Genomic DNA, 20303 nt, shown 5'->3' on the forward strand with positions numbered 1-20303 from the left:
GACGGGGCGGCGAATGACAGGGCGTTCTTAATGGAAATTCCCGATCAGGCGCAATCGATCGCTGGTCGGCGCGGGTAATCGCATGCCTGCTCAGTCCAGCAGCCGGTGTTTTTTCAGCGCATGGCGCAACTGGTCGTAGCTGAGGTTGAGCGCGGCGGCAGCCTCGCGCTGGTTGAAGCGTGCCCGTGCCAGGGCTGCTGACAGGATGCTGGCCTCGTAGGCCGCCACCGCCTTGCGAAAGTCCGGGACCGGAGGACTGGCAGGAGCGCCGGCCAGGGAGGCGAGGGGAGGCGTCGAGTCGTCTGTGACGGGCCGGGGCACAGCCGTCGGGGATGATGGGCTGGCGGGGCGGAACGGCGACTCGAAGGGATCGAAGACGATGTGCGCCACCGGGTTTTCCGCGTCGCCCCAGCGGTAAACCGCGCGCTCCACCACGTTCTTCAGTTCGCGCACGTTGCCGGGCCAGCTCTGCTGGTTCAGGGCGGTGGCGGCCTCGGCCGTGAAGCCGGGGAAGCCGTCCCAGCCCAGCTCCAGCGCCATGCGCCGGCCGAAGAAATCGGCCAGCAACGGGATGTCGTCGGCGCGCGCCCGCAGCGGTGGCAGGGTCAGGACGTCGAACGACAGCCGGTCGAGCAGATCGGCGCGGAAGCGGCCGCGCTCCACCAGTCCCGGCAGATCCTCGTTGGTGGCGCCGATCACCCGTACGTCGACCTCGATGGTCTTGTTGGCGCCCAGTCGCTGCAGCTGGCCGTATTCGATCACCCGCAGCAGTTTCTCCTGGGCCTGGGCCGACAGGGTGGCGATCTCGTCAAGAAACAGGGTGCCGCCGTCGGCTTCCTCGAACCGGCCGGCGCGAGCGCGGGTGGCGCCGGTGAAGGCGCCCGGCTCATAACCGAACAGCTCGGCGTCGATCAGATTCTCCGGCAGGGCGGCGCAGTTGAGCTGGATGAACGGCTCCTCCCAGCGCGGCGACAGTCGGTGCAGGCGCTCGCCGATCAGCTCCTTGCCAGTGCCGCGCTCGCCGATCACCAGCACCGGCCGGTTGAGGGCCGCGATGCGGGAGGCATGCTCCAGCACGTCGAGGAAGGGGCCGCTCTGGCCGATGAGGCGCTGAATGTCCGGTGCCATTGCCAAAGATTAGCAAATAACGCTAAATATTGGCAAATCTATTTTTCGTCGCCTGCAAGGTCGTCTTCATATTATGCATGAAAAACAATGCGTTGAAGCGCCGTCGCGAGTTGGCACGGTTCCTGCTGTTACCCTTGGCATCAGCGGCACGGATGCCGCATCACAATTTCGATGAGGGGACGACCAATGACCACCACCAGCCTGATCGGGTCCATCAAGCAGACCCTGTTGTGCGGCCTCGCGGCGCTGATCGCCGGCGGTCTCGCGCTCACCATCGCCGCCGGTCCGGCCGCGGCCAATGGCGCCGCCAATCCGGTGCCGGCTCCGGCGCATGGTCGCATCCTGTTCGCGCTGTAAGGCGCGGGCGTCCGCTTTTCCGTCATGGCGGGTCCGCCCGCTCAGAAATCAACCAGTAGGAGCTTGTCCATGGGTATCTTTTCCCGCCTCGGCGACATCATCTCGGCCAACGTCAGCGACCTGCTCGACAAGGCCGAGGATCCGGCCAAGATGATCCGCATGATCATCCTGGAGATGGAGGAAACGCTGGTGGAGGTGCGCGCCTCCGCCGCCCGTGCCATCGCCGACCAGAAGGAGGCCCGGCGTACGCTGCAGCGGCTTGATGCCGCCCAGTCATCGTGGGCCGAAAAAGCCGAACTGGCGCTGTCGAAGGGGCGGGAGGATCTCGCCAAGGCCGCACTGGTCGAAAAGCAGAAGCTGGGCCAGATGGCCGACCAGATCCTCCATGATATGAGCGTGCTGGATGAAGCACTGGCCAAGCATGAGGAGGATATCCAGAAGCTTGAGGCCAAGCTGCGCGAGGCGCGGACGCGCCAGACCAGCATCCTCAACCGGCTGGAGACACTGGAAAACCGGTCGCGGATGCGCCGGATGATGTCGAGCCCGAAGATCGACGAGGCCTTCCAGCGGTTCGCGCTGATGGAACGGCGGGTCGATCTGGCGGAAGGTCGTGTTGAGTCCTATGATCTCGGCAAGACCAAGACGCTGGAGGAAGAGTTCGCCGAGCTGAAGGCCAGTGATGCCGTCGAGGCGGAGCTGGCGGCGCTCAAAGCCAAGGTCGGCGGCGACAGCAAGTAACGGGGATACGACATGGACGAACTCATGCCGGTGCTGATCGTCGGCATCCTGTTCATCGGTCTGCCAGGGATGATTTTCCACTACGTCACCCAGTGGAAGCGGATGCGCACCATTTCCGGCGACGATGAACAGTTGCTCGACGATCTCCATGAAACGGCCCGCCGGCTCGATGCCAGGCTCCATTCCATCGAACGCATTCTCGATGCCGAAAACCCTCAGTGGCGGCGCGAGAACTGAGACAAGGGATCACCACGATGATCAGCAGGACCAAATTTTATCTCGACAAGCGCAATGGCAAGCTGATGGGCGTGTGCGCCGGGTTCGCCGACTACTTTGGCATCGACGTGATGTGGGTGCGGGTGGCGGTGGTGCTGCTCACGCTGTTCGCCGGCGGCTGGCCGATCCTGATCTACCCGATCATTGGCATTGTCGCGGATGCCAAGCCACGCGAGCTCTATGACATTCCCGCCGACGAGCAGGCCTTCTGGCGTCGTGTGCGGACCTCGCCATCGGTGACGATCCGCGACACGCGTGGCAGCTTCCGCGACATTGATCGTCGCCTGCGCGATGTCGAGGCCTACATGACGTCGTCGAACCGCAGCCTGTCGGCCGAGATCGACCGGCTGCGCTGAGCGCGGCCGGGTCGACGGGGCGGGGTTGAAGCCAGGAGGGGTGAGGCAATGCCACCGTGGATCTGGTTTTTCGTGGTTGTCGTCGCCGTGCCCGTGGTGTTCGGGGTGCTGGCCGACGTTGCCCGCCGCTGGTTCAAGCTGCGCGAGCGCCAGCTGGACATTCTGGCGCAACAGACCAGCGAGCAGGCGGCGCGCAACAGCGCCACCGTGGAGCGGCTGGAGCAGCGGGTGCGGGTGCTGGAGCGCATCCTCACCGATCGCTCCGCCGATCTCGCTCATGAGATTGAGCGGCTTCGTAACGAGCCGCTGAACTGAAATTGACCAGGGGGTTGGGCCCTGACCAATAGCGGCGGGCCGCATGAGGGGAACATTCATGAATCCGTTCGAGATGGTGCTTGGCATCGTCCTCATCGTAACCATTGGCACTGTGCTCAAGGCACGCTTCCGGCATCGGGAGAGCGGGGACGGCGATGCTGCCGAGGCCGAAATGGCGGCCCTCAGGCACCGGGTTGACCAGTTGCATGAGCGTGTCCAGGTGCTGGAGAAACTGGCCATTGATCCAGCCAGGCGCCTGGCCGACGAGATTGACAGTCTGCGTGGATAATCCTCCCCCGCACCAGTACCGGTGACGGGGTTGAGGGTCTGGCGGACGACGGGTGAGGCACCCGTCGTGCCGGATTAATCGGAGCGGGAACAATGGCGAATTCCATCGCATGGATGAGTGTTGCCTTCAGTCTGGGGGTGCTGTCGATCGGCGCCGGGCTGTGGGTGTGGACGATCCGCCGGCTGATGGGTCTGCGGCATCGGGAACTGGACATACAGGCAGCGGCGCTCGCCTGCTCCACCAGCGAGTTCACCGCCCTGCGCGAGCGGGTGCGGACGCTGGAGGCGATCGCCGACGGTGTGCACTGAAGCTCGTGCCGGGTAGGCGTCCTCAGGGTGCGGCCCGGTAGATCGATCAACTCCCTGTGCAATAACGTCGCACAGGCTCTCGCTGACGGGATCCAGACATGATTTGTTGCGCTGCAAGGGCTGGCGTCGGAGCCGTGTCGCGCTAAGGTGCCGCCCACATGAGGGATGGTGCGACAATGATGTCTGGCAAGGGCTTGGGTCGGTGGCTGGTCTTGGCAGGTGTGCTGGCGCTGGTCGCGTTCGCCGCCTGGCGGCTGCTGGGCCCCCCGGTCGTGACGGTGGCGACGCCGCAGCGCGGCCCGGCGATCCAGGCGGTCTACGCCACCGGCACGGTTGAGCCCAGCGTCGAGGTCAGGATCGCGCCGCGCGTCGCCGGACGGCTGGTCGAGCTGCGCACCGACGAGGGGCGCCGGGTCAAGGCCGGCGAAGTCATGGCGCGGCTGGAGGACAATGATCTGGCTTCGTCGATGGCGCAGCTGGAGGCGCGCGCCACCTATGCCCGGCAGCAGCACGAGCGCATCGCCCGGCTGTTCCAGCAGGGCTGGTCCACCCGCGCGGCGCTGGATTCGGCGCGTGCCGAGCGTGATGCCGCCCGTGCCGCCGTCGAGCAGGCGCGTGCCCAGCGCGGCTACATGTGGCTGAGGGCGCCGGCCGACGGCCTGGTGATCCGCCGCGACGGCGAGGTGGGCGATTATGTGCCGGTCAACCAGCCGATCTTCTACATGGCCTGCTGCGCGCCGCTGCGCATCGCGGCCGAGGTGGACGAGGAGGATATCCCGCTGATCCGGGTCGGCCAGAAGGTGCTGATCCGCGCGGATGCCTTCCCCGACGCGGTTTACGACGGGATGGTGAAGGAAGTGACGCCGCGCGGCGACTCCACCGCCCGCAGCTACCGGGTGCGGATCACCTTTGGTGCCGACGTGCCGCTGCAGATCGGCATGACCGCCGAGACCAACATCATTGTCGCCGAGCGGGCCAACGCGCTGCTGGTGCCGGCCTCGGCGGTTGCCGACAGTGCGTTGTGGCTGGTGCGGGATGGCAGGCTGACACGCCGGACGGTGACGCTGGGCGCGCGCGGCGACGACAGCGTCGAGGTGCTTGAAGGCCTGAAAGGGGACGAGACCCTGGTGCTGACGCCGGCCGATACCTTGCGGGAAGGTCAGCGGGTGCGGGTCGAGACCGCATTGAAGAACGGGGCCGAAACCAACGCCAGGGCGGGCTGAGGCGTCCGGTCATGGTTTCCGTCCACACCCAGATCGCGCTCAGCCATCTCACCAGCCGCACCCGGCAGACGCTGGTGTCGCTGATGGGCATCGTGCTGGGGGTGGCGTTCTTTCTCGCCGTGTCGTCGCTGATGCGGGGGTCGGAGCAGGATTTTCTCGACCGGCTGGTCAACAACCAGCCGCACGTCACGGTGTCGGACGAGTTCCGCCAGGCGCCGGTGCAGCCGGCGGAACGGCGGTTCCCCGGTGGCGCGGTGGAAATCCGCAGCGTCAAGCCCAAGACCGAGGTGCGCGGCATCCGCCAGTACAAGTCGAAGCTGTCCCAGGTGGACAGCATCGCTGGTATCCAGGTGGCGCCGGTGCTGGCCGGCCAGGCGATCATCACCTTCGCTGGCCGCGATGTCGGCGTCACCCTCTCCGGTGTGGTGCCGGCGCGCATGAAGGGCGTCAGCTCGATCGAGAAGGACATCACCAAGGGGTCCCTCGACGATCTCGACGCCAACCCCAATGGCGTCATCATCGGCGAGGGTCTGGCGGAGCGCTACCGTATCTCGATGGGCGACAACCTGCTGTTGGCCTCGCCCAAGGGGCAGGTGCGCACGCTCAAGGTGGTCGGCATGTTCCGTACCGGCAACCAGGCCTACGATGAATCCCAGACGTTCGCGGCGCTCAAGCGGGTGCAGGCGCTGATGGACAGGCCCAATATCGCCAACAGCTTCATCCTGCGCGCCGACGACCCCTATCGGGCGCGTGCCATCGCCGCCGAGATCGAGCGGCGCATCGGCTACAAGGCGGTATCCTGGCAGGAGGCGAGCGAGGACATCATGAGCCTGCTGCTGGTGCGCAACATCATCATGTACAGCGTCGTTCTGGCGATCCTGGTGGTGGCGTCCTTCGGCATCTACAACGTCATCTCGACGGTGGTGCTGGAAAAGACCCGCGACATCGCCATCCTGAAATCGATGGGCTTCCACGCCCGCGACATCCGCCGCATCTTCGTCATCGAGGGCGCCGTCGTTGGCGCCATCGGCAGTTTGCTGGGCGTGCTGCTCGGCATGTTCATCATGTGGGTGCTGGTGCAGATTCCCATCAAGCCGCCGGGTGTCGCCGAGGTTGTCAAGCTGCCGCTGTACTGGGGTGTTGACCAGTTCGTGCTGGCCATCGCCTTTGCCATGGGCTCGGCGGTCGGCGCCGCCTGGCTGCCCGCCCGCAAGGGTGGCCGGGTGCAGCCGGTCGATATTCTGCGGGGAGCCGCTTGATGGCCGACGCGACCCCCGTTCTGCGCACCCGGGGGATGACGCGCGTGCTGCCCGGCGAGGTGCCGGTGACGCTGGTGGAAGACATCAGCCTCAGCATCCGACAGGGCGAGTTTGCCGTGATCATGGGACCATCCGGCTCCGGCAAGTCGTCGCTGCTGTATCTCCTCGGCTTGCTTGATCGGCCGACCAGTGGCCAGCTGTGGCTCGATGGTGAGGACACCAGCGGCTTCGACGAGGACCGGCTGGCCAGTATCCGTCTGGAAAAGCTGGGTTTCGTCTTTCAGTTCCATTTTCTGCTGGCGGAATTCTCGGCGATGGACAACGTGATGCTGCCGATGCGCAAGCTCGGCCGGCTGACGGAAGCCCAGCAGCGCGACCGCGCCCACGGCCTGCTGGCCGATCTCGGCCTCGATGGTCACCAGCACAAGCGGCCGGGGCAGATGTCGGGCGGCCAGCGCCAGCGCGTCGCCATCGCCCGCGCGCTGGCCAACGATCCGCTGGTGATTCTCGCGGATGAGCCGACCGGCGCGCTGGACACCAAATCGAGCATCGTCGTGCGGGAAATCCTGCACGATCTGGCCCACCGCCAGAACCGGACGATCATTGCCGTGACGCATGACCCCGACTTCGCCTCCGCCGCCGACCGGCAGATTCACATCGTCGATGGTCGCCTGACGGATAACGACGCCTGGCGGGCGGAGCATTGACGCGGGCGCGGCCCATGGTCCAAGGAAGGGCCATGACCGCGCACCCGACCTTCGCCGACCTCCGCGCCGACTTCGAACTGTTCGACGACTGGGAGGACAAGTACCGCGCGCTGATCGACCTCGGCCGCCATCTGGAGCCGATGCCGGACGCGCTGAAGACGCCTGCCACCAAGGTGCGCGGCTGTTCCAGCCAGGTCTGGCTCTATGCCGAACGGCGCGCCGACGGCCGCCTGCACTTCCTTGGCGACAGCGACGCGCATATCGTGCGCGGGTTGGTGGCGCTGCTGTTCCTACTGGTCCAGGACCGGACGCCGGCGGAAATCCTCGCGGTGAATGCCCGGCAGGAACTGGAGACGCTGGGGCTGGCCGGGCACCTGTCGCCCACCCGCACCAACGGCCTCTACTCGATGGTCGCCCGCATCCGGGCGCTGGCCGAGGAGGCGGTCACCGCATGATCAAGCCCGCCGACCTCAGTGTCGAGTTTCTCGTCAACATCATCCCCTACAACCAGGCGCTCGGCATTCGCTATGTCGCCCACGGTGACGGCTGGGCCTCGCTGGTGTTGCCGTATCACGCTGATCTGGTTGGATATTCCGATACTGGCGTACTGGCCGGCGGCACCATCTTCACGCTCATGGACGTCAGCGCCGGCATGGCGGTGATGACCGCGCGCGGCGGCTGGGTGCCAATGGCGACGCTGGACCTGCGGCTCGACTATCTGCGACCCTCAACGCCCGAGCAGGACGTGATTTCCCGGGTCGAGTGCTACAAGCTGACCCGCCGTGTCGCCTTCGTGCGGGGGATGGCCTACAATGACGACCCCGAGCATCCGGTAGCGCACGTTTCCGGCACTTTCATGATGTCAGATTGAGCCCGACATGCCGCTTCGCCAACTCATCACCGACATCGTCAGCCAGCCGTTCGCTGAGGGCGACGTGGTGCAGTCGCCGTTCGCCCGGCGGTTCGGCTTCCGCTACCGCGTGGTCCATGGCGATCTGATGCTGATCCTGCCCTATCGTGACGAACTGATCGGCAGTCCGATTCCCGCCCGCCTGCATGGTGGCGTCATCGGTGGGTTGCTGGAGTATGCCGGGCTTTTCTGCGTGATGCAGAAGCTGAGCCAGGCCGGCGAACTGCCATCCGGCCTGCCGAAGCCGATCGGCATCACGGTGGATTTCCTGCGTGAGGGCAAGCCTCACGACATTTTCGCCGCCGCCGAGGTGACGCGGCTGGGTCGTCGGGTCGCCAATGTGCGCGCCGAAGCCTGGCAGAGCGACCGCGAGCGGCCGATCGCCACCGCCGTGCTCAATGTCGTGGTGGACGTCGCCTGACGCCCGTCTGGCGGTGTAACGGCGGCTGGCCTTGTCCGCCAGCGCGGGATTTGACTCGTGCGCCCCGCATCGCCATCTTGTGGCCATGGCATCCGAGTTGACCTTTCGTCGCTTCCGCCTCCATGCGGGTCAATTCCTCGCGGGCGTCTAGCCCCGGGTCTCCTCGTGGTGTGCCCTGAGGAGTTCCGGGGCGCCCTCATTTCATGACTTCAATGACGCGGCCTTGCTGCCGCGCGCTACTGTCCGTTGAACCATGCTTGCCTGTTCCGACCGCCGCTTGCCGCCACGGGACGGGCTGGAGACCAGTTTGTGACCATGATGACCAGCAACACTTCACGCCCCCCTGTCTACATGATCGACAGCGAAGCCGACGCGCTGGCGGCCCTCGCGCTCGGCGCGGAGGCGCGGCTGCCCCAGGTTGCCGCGCTGCTGCTGGAGGAAATTGATCGCGCCGAGTTGCGGCGGGCGGACGAGATGCCGGCCGACGTGGTGACGATGATGTCGACCGTGGAGTTCACCGATGAAAACTCCGGCAGCCGCCGCGCGGTGCAGCTTGTCTATCCGCAGGAGGCGGACATCGCCGCTGGACGGATCTCCATCCTGACCCCCGTCGGTGCTGGCCTGATCGGTCTGCGAGAAGGGCAGAGCATCCGCTGGCCGGACCGCGATGGCCAGGAGCATGTGCTGCGGGTTCTGCACGTGCGCCAGCCGGCGCGGTGAGTTGCGCCGGTTCCCTGGCGTTACTTTGCCGGCCGCTTGCTCAGCAGGTCATAGGCCTTCTGGATGCCGTGGAAGCGCTCGGCGGCCTGGGCGTCGTCCGGGTTGGCGTCGGGATGGTGCGTCTTGGCCAGCTTGCGATAGGCGCTCTTGATTTCGGCGGCGGTGGCGGTTGCCTCCAGCCCCAGCACGGCGAATGCCTGGCGTTCGGCGGCCGTGCCGCCGTCGTCGCCCGACCAGCCCCAGTGGGACGACTGGCGGTAGCCGCGGGCGCGGGTTTCCTCCTCGCGGGCCCGGGCCTGCGCTTCCTCGTCGGACAGGCCGGCGAAATAGTTCCAGTTCTTGTTGTACTGCGCGGCATGGTCGGCGCAGAACCACCATTTCTCGTTGGAATGCGGGGACTTGGGCGCCGGGCAGTCGCCGGGCTTGTCGCAGCCTTCATGGTCGCACAGGCGCACGCGCTCGGCCTGGCGCTCCTGGCCATAGGCGCGCCAGCGGGGAAAACCCCAGTCCATGTTGCGCGTGAATCGCGCCACCGCTGTCTCCCGTCGTGTGGAATTGTTCATCTAGGGTGGCACGCGGGGGTGAATCAAGGGTGACAGCGCACGACGATACGCCCTACCAGGGCAGCGGCGCCAGATCGGGCTCGACCCAGCCCCGCCGCGCGGCGACCGAGAACAGCGTCTCCCGGCGCCAGAAGCGCAACGGAAAGCCCCGCTCGGCCAGCGTATCGGCCACCAGCGCGTTGACGCTGGCCAGCAGCGCCTCGTCCGCCGCCCGGCCAGCGAGGTAGGCCCGGATGGCGCGGATATAAAACTGGGTCAGCGTCTCGTGATAGCCGGCGCTGTCGGTGTTCTGGCCGCCCACGGCGACGTTGAAGCGGGCGATGATGCCGGGCAGTTCGCGGGTCAGGTCGATGTCCGGCCGGTGGCGCAGCAGCCAGGCGGTGGCGGCGAAATGCGCCTCATGGGTCCAGTCCTCGCGGGTCAGGCCGTGGTCGAGCAGGCCGGTGGCCAGGCGGGCGATATCGGCCTCGCTGGCAAAGCAGCGGGGCGGGAAGGCGGGGCTTTCAGCGGGCATGGCGGTCTCGCTTTTCTCGTGTGGCGGGGGATCGCGCGCAAAAATAAGGCGGGCCGGAGTTGCCTCCGGCCCGCCTGGTCTCATCGCCTGCTGGCGCGTTACGCGGCCTTGGGCGCGGCGTTCCGGACGCCCTCGTCGACATGGTCCTCGAACTGGGCGAAGTTCTCGATGAATTGCTTCACCAGCTTCTGGGCGGTGGCGTCGTAGGCCTCCTTGCTGTCCCAGGTGTCGCGCGGGTTGAGGATGTGCGGATCGACGCCGGGGCAGGCGGCCGGCACTTCGAAGCCGAAGTTCGGGTCAACGCGGAAGGTGGCGGTGTTGAGCGAACCATCCAGCGCCGCGTTGAGCAGGGCGCGGGTGGCGGCGATCGGCATGCGGTGGCCGACGCCGTAGCCGCCGCCGGTCCAGCCGGTGTTGACCAGCCAGCACTTCACGCCACCGGCGTAGATGCGCTCCTTCAGCAGGTTGCCGTAGACGCTGGGATGACGCGGCATGAACGGCGCGCCGAAGCAGGTCGAGAAGGTGGCCTGCGGTTCCTTGACGCCGATCTCGGTGCCGGCGACGCGGGCGGTGTAGCCCGACAGGAAGTGGTACATCGCCTGCTCCGGGGTCAGCCGGGCGATCGGCGGCAGCACGCCATAGGCGTCGGCCGTCAGCATGATGATGTTCTTCGGCACCGGGCCGAGGTTGTCCTTCGACGCGTTCGGGATGAAGTCGATCGGGTAGGAGCCGCGGCTGTTCTCGGCCAGCGTGGCGTCGTCGAGGTCGATCTCGCGGGTCTGGCGGTCGATGACCACATTCTCCAGCACCGTGCCGAAACGCTTGGTGGTGGCGAAAATCTCCGGCTCGGCGGTCGGCGACAGGCGGATCATCTTGGCGTAGCAGCCACCCTCGAAGTTGAACACCGCGGTGTCGGACCAGCCATGCTCGTCGTCACCGATCAGCGTGCGCGAGGCGTCGGCCGACAGCGTCGTCTTGCCGGTGCCGGACAGGCCGAAGAACACGGCGGTGTCACCGTTGGGGCCGATGTTGGCCGAGCAGTGCATCGGCATCACGCCCTGTTCCGGCAGGCGGAAGTTGAGGATCGAGAACACCGACTTCTTCATTTCGCCGGCATAGGCGGTGCCGCCGATGAGGATCAGTTTCTTGGTGAAGTTGACCGCGATGACTGTTTCCGAGCGGCAGCCGTGACGGGCGGGGTCGGCCTTGAAGCTCGGCAGGTCGATGATGGTGAATTCCGGCACGAAACCGGCCAGCTCGTCCGCCGCCGGGCGGACCAGCAGGGTGCGGATGAACAGCGAGTGCCAGGCATATTCGTTGATGACGCGGACGTTGACCCGGTATTCCGGCTGCGAGCCGCCGTAAAGATCCTGGACGAACAGTTCCTTGCCCTTCAGCGCGGCACGGAAATCGGCCTCCAGCGCCTCGAAGTGGGCCGGGTCCATGGCCTGATTGGTCTTGCCCCACCAGATCACGTCCTGGGTGACGGCGTCCTTCACCGTGAACTTGTCGTTGGCGGAACGGCCGGTGTGCTTGCCGGTCTCGACCACCAGCGGGCCGTCCTTGGCCAGCAGGCCCTCGCCACGACGGACCGCCTCCTCGACCAGCGGCGCGGTGCCCAGGTTCCAGTATTCGGCGGCGTGTCCCGAAACGCCAAGTTTGTCGAGACCAAAAGTCGAGGGTTTCCCGCTGACGCTCACCGCATCCTCCGTGTTCAAGTGCGTAGTGCCGAAATCGCAGCCCTTCTGACGACCGGCGAACAGCAAATCAAGAACCAACAGTAGGCGGCCCGAGAATCCGGGCAAAACCACCGTAGGCGACACTGTCATTGTCCGATTTGGTACAGGATGCCGTAAACAACCATGGTTGACGATGGCTATACGACGTTGGTCGCGACTGCATCCGATTCGCTGCACTTGCGAAAAAGGTGTGGCCGCCAGTCGGACACCGGCGGCCAGCGATTATGGTTTACTTGCGGCTGTTGTAGCCCAGCATGGCCTTGACCTCAAGGAACTCCACCAGGCCGTGCTCGCCGAACTCGCGGCCGATACCCGATTGCTTGTAGCCGCCGAACGGCGCGGTGACGTCCATTGGCGCTCCGTTGATGTGGACGTTGCCGGCGCGGATCTGGCGGGCGACCTTGCGGGCACGCTCGACATTGCCGGACGATACATAGCCGGCGAGGCCATAGGGGGTATCGTTGGCAACCGCGATGGCTTCCTCCTCGCTGTCGTAGGGCAGGATGGAGAGCACCGGACCGAAGATCTCCTCGCGTGCGATGGTCATGCTGTTGGTGACGTCGGCGAAAACGGTCGGCCGGGCGAAGTAGCCGGCGTTGATGCCCTCCGGCTTGCCGATGCCGCCGGTTACCAGTCGGGCGCCCTCGTCGATGCCGACCTGGATCAGGCGCTGCACTTTCTCCCACTGGGCGAGGCTGACCAGCGGACCGTGGGTGGTGGCGGGGTCGGTCGGGTCACCGAACTTCTGGGCTTCGGCCGTCGCCTTGGCGATGGCCACCGCCTCCTCCTGCCGGCCGCGCGGCACCAGCATCCGGGTGGCGGCGGTACAGGTCTGGCCGGTGTTGATGAAGCAGGCCAGCACGCCGCCGGCGATGGCCGACGGGAAGTCGGCATCGTCAAGGATGATGTTGGGCGACTTGCCGCCCAGCTCCAGCGCCACCCGTTTGACCGTGTCGGCGCCGTTCTTGGCGACCTGGATGCCGGCGCGGGTCGAGCCTGTGAACGACATCATGTCGATGTCCGGGTGGCTCGACATGGCAGTGCCGACCGACGGGCCGTCGCCGTTGACCAGGTTGAACACGCCCTTGGGCACGCCGGCGGCGTGCATGACTTCGGCGAACAGCATGGCGTTGAGCGGCGCGATCTCGGTGGGCTTCAGCACCATGGTGCAGCCGGCGGCCAGTGCCGGCGCCACCTTGGCGACGATCTGGTTGATCGGCCAGTTCCACGGCGTGATCATGCCCACGACGCCAATGGGCTCACGGGTGATGACGGTGGTGCCGTGATCCTCGTCGAAGGCAAAGTTCTTCAGCACTTCCATGGTGGTGGCCAGGTGGGCCAGGCCCATGGCGGCCTGCGCCTTGCGGGCGAGTGTTATCGGCGCGCCCATCTCCTGGCTGATGGTGGTGGCGATATCCTCATAGCGGGCCTTGTAGGCCTCGATGATACGGCCGAGCACGGCCAGGCGCTCCTCGCGGCTGGTGGCGCTCCAGGCCGGGAAGGCGGCGCGGGCGGCGGCGACGGCGCGGTCGACATCGGCAGCCGAGCCCAGTGAAATGATCCCGATCGCCTGTTCGGTCGCCGGGTTGATGACCTCCATTGTCCGAGGTTCGACCGGATCGACCCATTCGCCATTGATGTAGAACTTGGTGGCCTGCTGCATAACGGAACATCCTTCCCCAACCGTGGTGGTATGATGCCTCACTATAGAGAGAAGCAGGGCTCGATGCCGAGCCCCATTCGTGGAGGGGGGCTGCTCACCCCCCGATGCGGCCGAGGCATGAAATGGGCCTCACATAAAGCGCAGGTCTGGATGATCCGCGCAGTTGCTAAAAAGTAATCAACAACACCGGCCGCAACGAAGCCGGCGATGCAAGTAACGTCCCCTACGGACCTTGGGAGGAAATATCGATGACATCTGTACGTTGCCATGCCCTCATGCTCGCGCTGGGTTCCACCGCGCTTTCTGCCTTCGCCATGCCGGCTCTGGGGCAGGAGGTGGAGTCCACCAGCATTCAGGCGCTGGAGGAGATCATCGTCTCCGCCCGCCGGCGCGATGAATCGATCCAGCAGACGCCGGTCGCCATTACCGCGCTGTCCACCGGCCAGCTCGAAGCCAAGGGGACGCTGAACCTCGGCGACCTCCAGGGCGCGGCGCCCAACGTGCTGATCACCAACCAGAATTCGGGTGCGGCGGCCGCCAACATCTCGATCCGTGGCCTCACCTTCGCCGACGTGGAAAAGTCTTTCGATCCCACCGTCGCCGTGGTGGTCGATGGCGTGTTCATCGGCACCAGCACTGGCCAGTTCTTCGACTTCTTCGACGTCGAGCAGCTGGAAGTCATGCGCGGTCCGCAGGGTACGCTGTTTGGCCGCAACACCATCGGCGGCGTGATCAGCATCAAGCGCACCCGTCCGACCGGCGAGCTCGGCGGCAAGCTGGAAGTGGGCTACGGCAAGTTCAACACGCTTACCAGTCGTGTGGTGCTGAACGCGCCGCTGACCGAGACGCTGTCGGCCAAGGCCTTCTATTTCCACAATGAATCGGACGGCTATTATCGTCACGGCGTCACCGGGAAGCGGGTTGGCGCCAGCAACAACGAAAACTTCGGCATCTCCTTCCTGTTTCAGCCCAGCGACAACTTCGATGCGCTGCTGACGCTGGAGAAGCAGGTGCAGGACTTTGATCCGGTCAACTCGAACATCGCCAAGACCGGCGAATTGTTCTGCCTGTTCGAGCCGGAAGAGCAGTGCAACCGCAACACCACGTCCGACCTCTACACCGTGTTCAACGATCCGGCGCATTCGAACTATGAATCGCCGGCGGTGACGCTGGAAATGAACTACGATCTGGGTGCGGTGCAGCTGACCTCGGTCACCGGTTATCGCGAGTCCGATGAATCCCAGACCCAGGACTTCGACGCCTCGACAGCGGACCTCTACTACACCAGCCGCGTCCAGGACTTCCGCCAGTTCAGCCAGGAACTGCGGGCGGCCGGCAAGCTGACCGACTCCTTCGATTATGTGGTCGGCGGCTATTTCTACGACCACAAATACGACTTCTTCCAGCAGACCCGCCTGTTCGGCGCGGAGAATCCAGACGCTGACCAGACCACGACCGGCAAGTCGCAGTCGCTGGCCTTCTTCGGCGACTTCAACTGGGTCATCACCGACCAGTGGCGCCTGTCGTTCGGCGGTCGCTGGACCCACGACGAGAAGCAGAACTACAACCGTGTCGGCCCGGACGAGTTCCCCAACGTCAAGTACACCGGCAACAAGTTCACGCCGAAAGTCGGCGTCGACTACCGCCCCAACGACGACGTGATGCTCTACGCCTCGTGGTCGCGCGGCTATCGCTCGGGCGGCTTCTCCGGCCGCGGCCAGACGCTGATCTCCTCGACGACGCCGTTCGGACCGGAAACCGTCGACTCCTACGAAGCCGGCTTCAAGACCTCGTTCTTCGATCGCAAGCTGCTGTTCAACGTGGCGGCCTTCTATTCCGACTACAAGGATCTCCAGCAGAACACGACCATTCCGGTCGATGGTGCCGTCAACAACGAGACGGTGGTGACCAATGTCGGCTCGGCGACGGTGAAGGGCATCGAGGTCGATTTCACCGCCCGCCCGGCGCGCGGCCTCACCATCTCCGGCGCGCTCGGCCTGATGAAGTCGAAGTTCAAGGACTTTCTCACCCAGGCGCCGGATTCCGAGGATAATCTGATCGACTATAATTATTCGGCGGTGGACATGATCTATTCGCCGAAGGTCACGGCGTCGCTGAACGCGGAATACAGCTACCCGACCAGCTTCGGCGAGTGGAACACCTCCGTCGGTTACCGCTATATCTCGCGCTATGACCAGCAGATCTCGATCGGTCCGGTTCAGGTGATCGACGGCGTCGTCCATGTGCTGAGCAACGATCCGCGCGTACGCTCGGACCGCCAGGGCCTGATCGATGCCAGCACCACGCTGCTGTTCGATGTCGGCAAAAACCGGGCGCGCGTCACCGTATACGGGCGCAACCTCGCCGACGATCGCGGCCCCAACGCGGCGTTCACCGTCGCCGGCCTGTGGTCGTTCGCCTCGGCACGCGAGCCGCGCACCTTCGGTGTCCAGCTCGGCTATGAGTTCTAAGCCGGCTTGACCATCCATCGCGGGGCCGTGACCATGTTGGTCGCGGCCCCTTTTTCATGCCAGGGAGAATGCGTGATGACATGCGAAGGACGGCTCGCCGGACGGCGGGCGCTGGTGACCGGCGGCGTCAGCGGCATCGGCCGGGCAACCGTGGAGCGGCTGATCGCCGAGGGTGCCGTGGTGCTGGCCACCGACCGCCATGCGGCCGATCATCCGGCGGTCGTCGATCTCACCGCCCGGTTGGGCAACATGGTCGCCTACCTGCCGCTGGACGTCACCAGCGAGGAGGCATGGGCGTCGGCACTGGGCTGGGTGGAAGCCAACTGGGGCGCGCTGCACATCCTGGTCAACAACGCCGGCGTCGGCACCACCGGGCCGCTGGCGACCTTTTCGCTGGCGGACTGGAACATGGTGATGGCGGTCAACACCACCGGCGTGTTTCTGGGCACCCGCACCTTCACCGAGTTGATGACGCGCTCGGGCGCCGACGTGGCGGGCGGGGCGTCCATCGTCAATATCTCGTCGATCTACGGTATTGTCGGCGCCATGGAGAGCGGCGCCTACAACGCCAGCAAGGGCGCCGTGCGGCTGTTCACCAAGAGTGCCGCCATCGAATTCGGCCAGACGCGCCGGCCGGTACGGGTGAACTCGGTGCATCCGGGCTTTATCCGCACGCCGATGCTGGAGACGGGCGCCGACAATTTCGCCGCCGAGGGGCGGGTGGCCAAGGCCGACGATTTCGTCGCCATTCTGGAAGCGCAGACCGCCATCGGCCGGCTCGGCCTGCCAGCGGAAATCGCCGCCGGTGTCGCCTTCCTTGCCAGCGCCGACGCCAGCTTCATGACCGGCAGTGAACTGGTGATCGACGGCGGCACCACCGCCATGTGACGCGGCTTTCAAGAAAAGCGCAGGGCATGAACGGCGGGCAGGGCGACAAGCCTCGCCCGCCGTTTGGCTGTGCGGGTCAGTTGACCCGGCGGATGATGGTTGCCGGTCAGTTGACCCGGCGGGCGCGGCCCTGCCAGTAGGGTTCGCGCAAGTCCTTCTTCAGGATCTTGCCGGAGGGATTGCGCGGCAGTTCCGCCACGAAATCCACCGACTTGGGCACCTTGTAGCCGGCAATGCGGGTGCGGGCGAACTGGATGAGCGTGCTTTCGTCAAGGTCGGCGCCCGCGCGGCGCACGACGATCGCCTTCACCGCCTCGCCCCAGCGATCGTCCGGCACACCGATCACCGCGACGTCGCGCACGTCCGGGTGGCCATGCAACGCGCCTTCCACTTCCGCCGGGTAGATGTTTTCGCCGCCGGAGACGATCATGTCCTTCACCCGGTCATGGATGTAGAGATAGCCGTCGGCGTCCATGTAGCCGGCGTCGCCGGAATAATACCAGCCGTCGCGCAGCGCCTTGGCGGTTTCCTCCGGCTTGTTCCAGTATCCGGCCATCATGGTGTCGGAGCGCAGGATGATCTCGCCGACCTCGCCGGTGGGCAGATGGCGACCCTGGGTGTCGACGATCGCCAGCGCCACGCCGGGCAGCGCCTTGCCGCACGAGGCCATGCGCGGATGGCCATCGGGGTGATGATCCTCGGGTGGCAGATAGACCACGGTGCCGCTGCTTTCCGTCATGCCGTAATTCTGCACGAAGGCGCAGCCGATCACTTTCAGTGCCCGTTTCAGCACATCGAGCGGGATCGGTGAGGCGCCATAGATGATCTCGCGCATCGACGAGAAATCCGCCTTGTCGGCCAGCGGATGGTTGAGAATGGCCAGCAGCACCGCCGGCACGATGAACATCTTGGTGATCTTGTGCGCCTGGATGGCGGCGATGATCGGCTCGACATCGGGGCGGGGCAGGATGACCGCCGAGGCGCCCGAGGTCAGCGCCTGCAGGCCCCAGCAGGTGCCGCCGACGTGGAACAGCGGCATCGCCACCAGCGACACGTCCTCGGGATCCCAGCGGCCCCAGTCCTCGCCGGTCAGCGGCCCCTTGGTGATGCAGGCCAGGATGCTGGCATGGGTGAGCAGCGCGCCCTTGGGAAAGCCGGTGGTGCCGGAGGTGTACATCTGCACCAGCACATCTTCAGGGCGGGCGACGCCGGCCACCCGCGTGTCGGCGTGGCTGTCGCGCCAGTGGGTGTAACCGCCGGACTCGCCGGCGGCGGCATCGGCGATCAGCACGGTGCCGAGAGAGGGGCAGCGCGCCCGTAGCTCGTCGAGCACCGGCAGGAAGTCGCGGTCGGCCACCAGCAGGCGGATGCCGGCATCGTTAAGGACATACTCGATCTCCGGCGGGGCGAGCCGCCAGTTGACGCCGACGATTACCTGGCCACCGCGTGCGGCACCGAACAGCATCTCGAAGTAGAAATCGGTGTTGGTGCCCAGATAGCCGACCCGGTCACCCGGCTTCAGGCCCAGCGCGGCGTAGCCCGAGGCCACTTGCGAGGCCAGTCGGTCGAGGTCGGCGTAGCTGGTGCGCCGGTCGCCGAACACCAGGGCGGTGCGGGTCGCGTGCAGCGGTTGGGCGTGGGTCAGCATTTCGTCAATCGTGGTTACCGCTGCTGCGGTCATGCATGGTCTCCCTGGATTTCCATATGAAAATGATAGTTTGCGCTTGCGCGCCATAAGTCGACTATCGACAGTGTGGGTTTGTGCACGGTAACGAGCGCGTCATGGACGGTTTGAACGAAGTGACTCAGGAAAAACGCCGCCGTCGCCTGGCCCGTCTCAAGAGCGGGCACGATGGCAGCGGGGGCTGGCAGGCCAGGAAGAGCGAGATCGCCCGTATCGACATTCTCGATGCGGCGATCGAGTGCTTCATTCGTCTGGGCTACGCGCGCACCACCACCAGCGAGATCGCTCGCGTCGCCGGCCTGTCGCGCGGCGCCATGGTCCACCATTTCCAGAGCAAGCGCGAACTGGTGAAGGCAGCCATCGAGCATCTCAACACCAAGCGGCTGGAGGATTTCCGCCGGCGCATCTCGTCGATCCCTACTGATGTCAACCATACCGAGGCGGGCATCGAAGCCTACTGGCAGCACCTGATCAGCCCGGATTTCGTCGCCTTTCGGGAATTGCTGGGGGCGGCGCGCACGGACCCTGAGCTGGAGGAGATGCTGCGGCCGGCGGTCACTGCCATGGAACGCGAGTGGTACGATGTCGCCCGATCCGTGTTTCCGGAATGGAACAAGGCAGGTGTCGACTTCGATATCGCCATGGACCTTACCCAGTTCCTGATGGAAGGCATGGCGATCCATATCTGGTTGGGCGGGGATCACCCGCGCTACCGGCGTACCCGCGATTACCTCAAGGCGCGCTTGAAGGAGATGCTCGGTCTGTCGGCCGCCTCTCCGATGCTCGCCAGGGTCGAGCTGGCAGGCTGATTCCGCCAGCGTTTCGTAGCTTCCGGTTGTCATCGGGTATCGCTATGATCCTCCTCACCAAATCTGGATTTCTTGAGGGGATATTCATGGCACTGCGAACCATTGGCCTGACCACGGCCGTCCTGTTGCTCGCCGCCTGCGGCAGCGACGAGAAGACCTATACGGTCAAGGATGCGGACACCGGCGAGACCACCACGGCCACGGTCAGCGAGGATGGCGACCAGTCGCGTATTGTCGTCCAGGGCGAGGACGGCAAGACCGCTACCGTCATCACCGGCGGGGGTGGCGAGGCGCCCAAGGATCTGCCGCCCTATGCGCCGCTTTATCCGGGCGCCAAGATCACGCACACCATGGCCGGCATGAGCGCTGACGGCACGGGAGGCATGGTTGGCCTGGAAACCGGCGACTCCGCCGACAAGGTCGCGGCCTTCTACAAGGAGAAGTTCGCCGCGTCGGGTCTTAAGGAAACGATGGACGCCAACATGAACGGTACCCGGATGCTGTCGATTGGTGAGCCGGGCGGTAAGGGTGGTGCGGCGGTCGTGATCACGCCAGGCGATGGCGGCACGACGCAGGTGCAGATCACCTACGGCCAGAACAAGGGCTGACATTATCGTTCGGACCTGCACGTTGCGGGCAAACAACCGGCGCCGGAATCCAGGGATTCCGGCGCCGGTCTCGTTCTAGGCGGCTGTCCGGCGGCGGGACACCGCCCCGGCGGGGGGGCGGCCTGCGGGCCGCGGGGGGGGGTCAGATGACGCCGGCGAGCGTCAGGATCATCAGCGAGCCGACGCCGGCCGACATGGTGCCATAGAGCAGATAGCTCAGCACCCTGCCACGACGGTCCAGATCCTGCGGCAGGAACACCCGGTTGGCCATCGCCATGCGGGTGACATGCGTCAGAAATGCCACCACCAGCAGGAGGCCGGCACCAAGAGCCAGAAGAAAGGCGGCTTCAGCCATTG

25 protein-coding genes are annotated in these 20303 nt (G+C 65.6%); 18 read left to right on the plus strand and 7 right to left on the minus strand.

Going from position 1 to position 20303, the window contains the following annotated elements; all coding sequences use genetic code 11:
- Positions 1–90: 90 nt before the first annotated feature.
- Positions 91–1128, minus strand: a complete 1038-nt coding sequence (gene pspF / locus ABU113_RS02010; RefSeq protein ID WP_454557803.1) for a phage shock protein operon transcriptional activator — start codon at positions 1126–1128, stop codon at positions 91–93.
- Between the two features lie 186 nt (positions 1129–1314).
- Here pspF and ABU113_RS02015 point away from each other — a divergent pair, with 186 nt between their 5' ends.
- The 14 genes from ABU113_RS02015 (at position 1315) to rnk (ending at position 9007) form a co-directional block, all read left to right on the plus strand.
- Positions 1315–1485, plus strand: a complete 171-nt coding sequence (locus ABU113_RS02015; RefSeq protein ID WP_454557804.1) for a hypothetical protein — start codon at positions 1315–1317, stop codon at positions 1483–1485.
- A 69-nt stretch (positions 1486–1554) separates the two neighbouring features.
- Positions 1555–2223 carry a phage shock protein PspA gene (gene pspA, locus ABU113_RS02020; RefSeq protein WP_454557805.1) on the plus strand — a complete coding sequence of 223 codons (669 nt, stop codon included), beginning with the start codon at positions 1555–1557 and terminating at the stop codon, positions 2221–2223.
- 12 nt (positions 2224–2235) lie between these two features.
- Positions 2236–2460 carry an envelope stress response membrane protein PspB gene (gene pspB / locus ABU113_RS02025; protein WP_454557806.1) on the plus strand — a complete coding sequence of 75 codons (225 nt, stop codon included), beginning with the start codon at positions 2236–2238 and terminating at the stop codon, positions 2458–2460.
- A gap of 17 nt (positions 2461–2477) precedes the next feature.
- The gene (pspC, locus tag ABU113_RS02030; RefSeq protein ID WP_454557807.1) at positions 2478–2855 is read left to right on the plus strand and encodes an envelope stress response membrane protein PspC; all 378 of its coding nucleotides are present in this window, start codon (positions 2478–2480) and stop codon (positions 2853–2855) included.
- A 48-nt stretch (positions 2856–2903) separates the two neighbouring features.
- Positions 2904–3170 (plus strand): hypothetical protein, encoded by a 267-nt coding sequence (locus ABU113_RS02035; RefSeq protein ID WP_454557808.1) that lies wholly within the window; start codon positions 2904–2906, stop codon positions 3168–3170.
- Between the two features lie 58 nt (positions 3171–3228).
- Positions 3229–3459: a hypothetical protein gene (locus tag ABU113_RS02040; protein ID WP_454557809.1), complete on the plus strand. Its 231-nt coding sequence runs from the start codon at positions 3229–3231 to the stop codon at positions 3457–3459.
- 92 nt (positions 3460–3551) lie between these two features.
- Complete coding sequence (locus ABU113_RS02045; protein ID WP_454557810.1) at positions 3552–3767, plus strand: hypothetical protein; 216 nt, start codon at positions 3552–3554, stop codon at positions 3765–3767.
- Between the two features lie 221 nt (positions 3768–3988).
- Positions 3989–4990, plus strand: a complete 1002-nt coding sequence (locus ABU113_RS02050) for an efflux RND transporter periplasmic adaptor subunit (RefSeq protein ID WP_454558017.1) — start codon at positions 3989–3991, stop codon at positions 4988–4990.
- A gap of 11 nt (positions 4991–5001) precedes the next feature.
- Positions 5002–6249: an ABC transporter permease gene (locus ABU113_RS02055; protein ID WP_454557811.1), complete on the plus strand. Its 1248-nt coding sequence runs from the start codon at positions 5002–5004 to the stop codon at positions 6247–6249.
- On the plus strand, positions 6249–6956 hold the full coding sequence (locus ABU113_RS02060) for an ABC transporter ATP-binding protein (protein ID WP_454557812.1): 708 nt from the start codon (positions 6249–6251) through the stop codon (positions 6954–6956). Before ABU113_RS02055 ends, ABU113_RS02060 begins: the two co-directional genes overlap by 1 nt.
- A gap of 32 nt (positions 6957–6988) precedes the next feature.
- Positions 6989–7411 carry a SufE family protein gene (locus ABU113_RS02065; RefSeq protein WP_454557813.1) on the plus strand — a complete coding sequence of 141 codons (423 nt, stop codon included), beginning with the start codon at positions 6989–6991 and terminating at the stop codon, positions 7409–7411.
- Positions 7408–7827, plus strand: coding sequence for a PaaI family thioesterase (locus ABU113_RS02070; RefSeq protein ID WP_454557814.1), 420 nt, complete (start codon positions 7408–7410; stop codon positions 7825–7827). The genes ABU113_RS02065 and ABU113_RS02070 overlap by 4 nt, the downstream gene beginning before the upstream one ends.
- 7 nt (positions 7828–7834) lie before the next feature.
- Positions 7835–8287: a PaaI family thioesterase gene (locus ABU113_RS02075; protein WP_454557815.1), complete on the plus strand. Its 453-nt coding sequence runs from the start codon at positions 7835–7837 to the stop codon at positions 8285–8287.
- A 315-nt stretch (positions 8288–8602) separates the two neighbouring features.
- Entirely contained in the window at positions 8603–9007 is a 405-nt protein-coding gene (rnk, locus tag ABU113_RS02080; protein WP_454558018.1) for a nucleoside diphosphate kinase regulator, read from the plus strand.
- A gap of 20 nt (positions 9008–9027) precedes the next feature.
- On the opposite strand, the gene ABU113_RS02085 is transcribed toward rnk, so the two are convergent.
- From ABU113_RS02085 to ABU113_RS02100, 4 genes are all read right to left on the minus strand, one after another.
- Positions 9028–9540, minus strand: a complete 513-nt coding sequence (locus ABU113_RS02085; protein ID WP_454557816.1) for a J domain-containing protein — start codon at positions 9538–9540, stop codon at positions 9028–9030.
- Positions 9541–9622: 82 nt separating this feature from the next.
- Positions 9623–10084, minus strand: coding sequence for a hypothetical protein (locus ABU113_RS02090; RefSeq protein WP_454557817.1), 462 nt, complete (start codon positions 10082–10084; stop codon positions 9623–9625).
- 98 nt (positions 10085–10182) lie between these two features.
- Positions 10183–11784 carry a phosphoenolpyruvate carboxykinase gene (locus ABU113_RS02095; RefSeq protein WP_454557818.1) on the minus strand — a complete coding sequence of 534 codons (1602 nt, stop codon included), beginning with the start codon at positions 11782–11784 and terminating at the stop codon, positions 10183–10185.
- Positions 11785–12052: 268 nt separating this feature from the next.
- Positions 12053–13486 (minus strand): aldehyde dehydrogenase family protein, encoded by a 1434-nt coding sequence (locus ABU113_RS02100; protein ID WP_454557819.1) that lies wholly within the window; start codon positions 13484–13486, stop codon positions 12053–12055.
- A 248-nt stretch (positions 13487–13734) separates the two neighbouring features.
- Here ABU113_RS02100 and ABU113_RS02105 point away from each other — a divergent pair, with 248 nt between their 5' ends.
- Together ABU113_RS02105 and ABU113_RS02110 are read left to right on the plus strand one after the other, a co-directional pair.
- Complete coding sequence (locus ABU113_RS02105; protein ID WP_454557820.1) at positions 13735–15957, plus strand: TonB-dependent receptor; 2223 nt, start codon at positions 13735–13737, stop codon at positions 15955–15957.
- Between the two features lie 75 nt (positions 15958–16032).
- Entirely contained in the window at positions 16033–16845 is an 813-nt protein-coding gene (locus ABU113_RS02110; RefSeq protein ID WP_454557821.1) for an SDR family NAD(P)-dependent oxidoreductase, read from the plus strand.
- 106 nt (positions 16846–16951) lie between these two features.
- On the opposite strand, the gene ABU113_RS02115 is transcribed toward ABU113_RS02110, so the two are convergent.
- Complete coding sequence (locus ABU113_RS02115) at positions 16952–18526, minus strand: fatty acid--CoA ligase (RefSeq protein WP_454557822.1); 1575 nt, start codon at positions 18524–18526, stop codon at positions 16952–16954.
- 101 nt (positions 18527–18627) lie between these two features.
- Between ABU113_RS02115 and ABU113_RS02120 the strand changes: the two genes are divergently transcribed.
- Together ABU113_RS02120 and ABU113_RS02125 are read left to right on the plus strand one after the other, a co-directional pair.
- The gene (locus tag ABU113_RS02120; protein WP_454557823.1) at positions 18628–19338 is read left to right on the plus strand and encodes a TetR/AcrR family transcriptional regulator; all 711 of its coding nucleotides are present in this window, start codon (positions 18628–18630) and stop codon (positions 19336–19338) included.
- 86 nt (positions 19339–19424) lie between these two features.
- Positions 19425–19946, plus strand: a complete 522-nt coding sequence (locus ABU113_RS02125) for a hypothetical protein (RefSeq protein ID WP_454557824.1) — start codon at positions 19425–19427, stop codon at positions 19944–19946.
- 142 nt (positions 19947–20088) lie between these two features.
- Here ABU113_RS02125 and ABU113_RS02130 read toward each other — a convergent pair whose 3' ends face one another.
- The gene (locus ABU113_RS02130) at positions 20089–20301 is read right to left on the minus strand and encodes a hypothetical protein (RefSeq protein ID WP_454557825.1); all 213 of its coding nucleotides are present in this window, start codon (positions 20299–20301) and stop codon (positions 20089–20091) included.
- Positions 20302–20303: the final 2 nt, after the last annotated feature.

Source organism: Parapedomonas caeni (genome assembly GCF_041060555.1).
Classification (GTDB): Bacteria; Pseudomonadota; Alphaproteobacteria; order Sphingomonadales; family Sphingomonadaceae; genus CAUJIW01.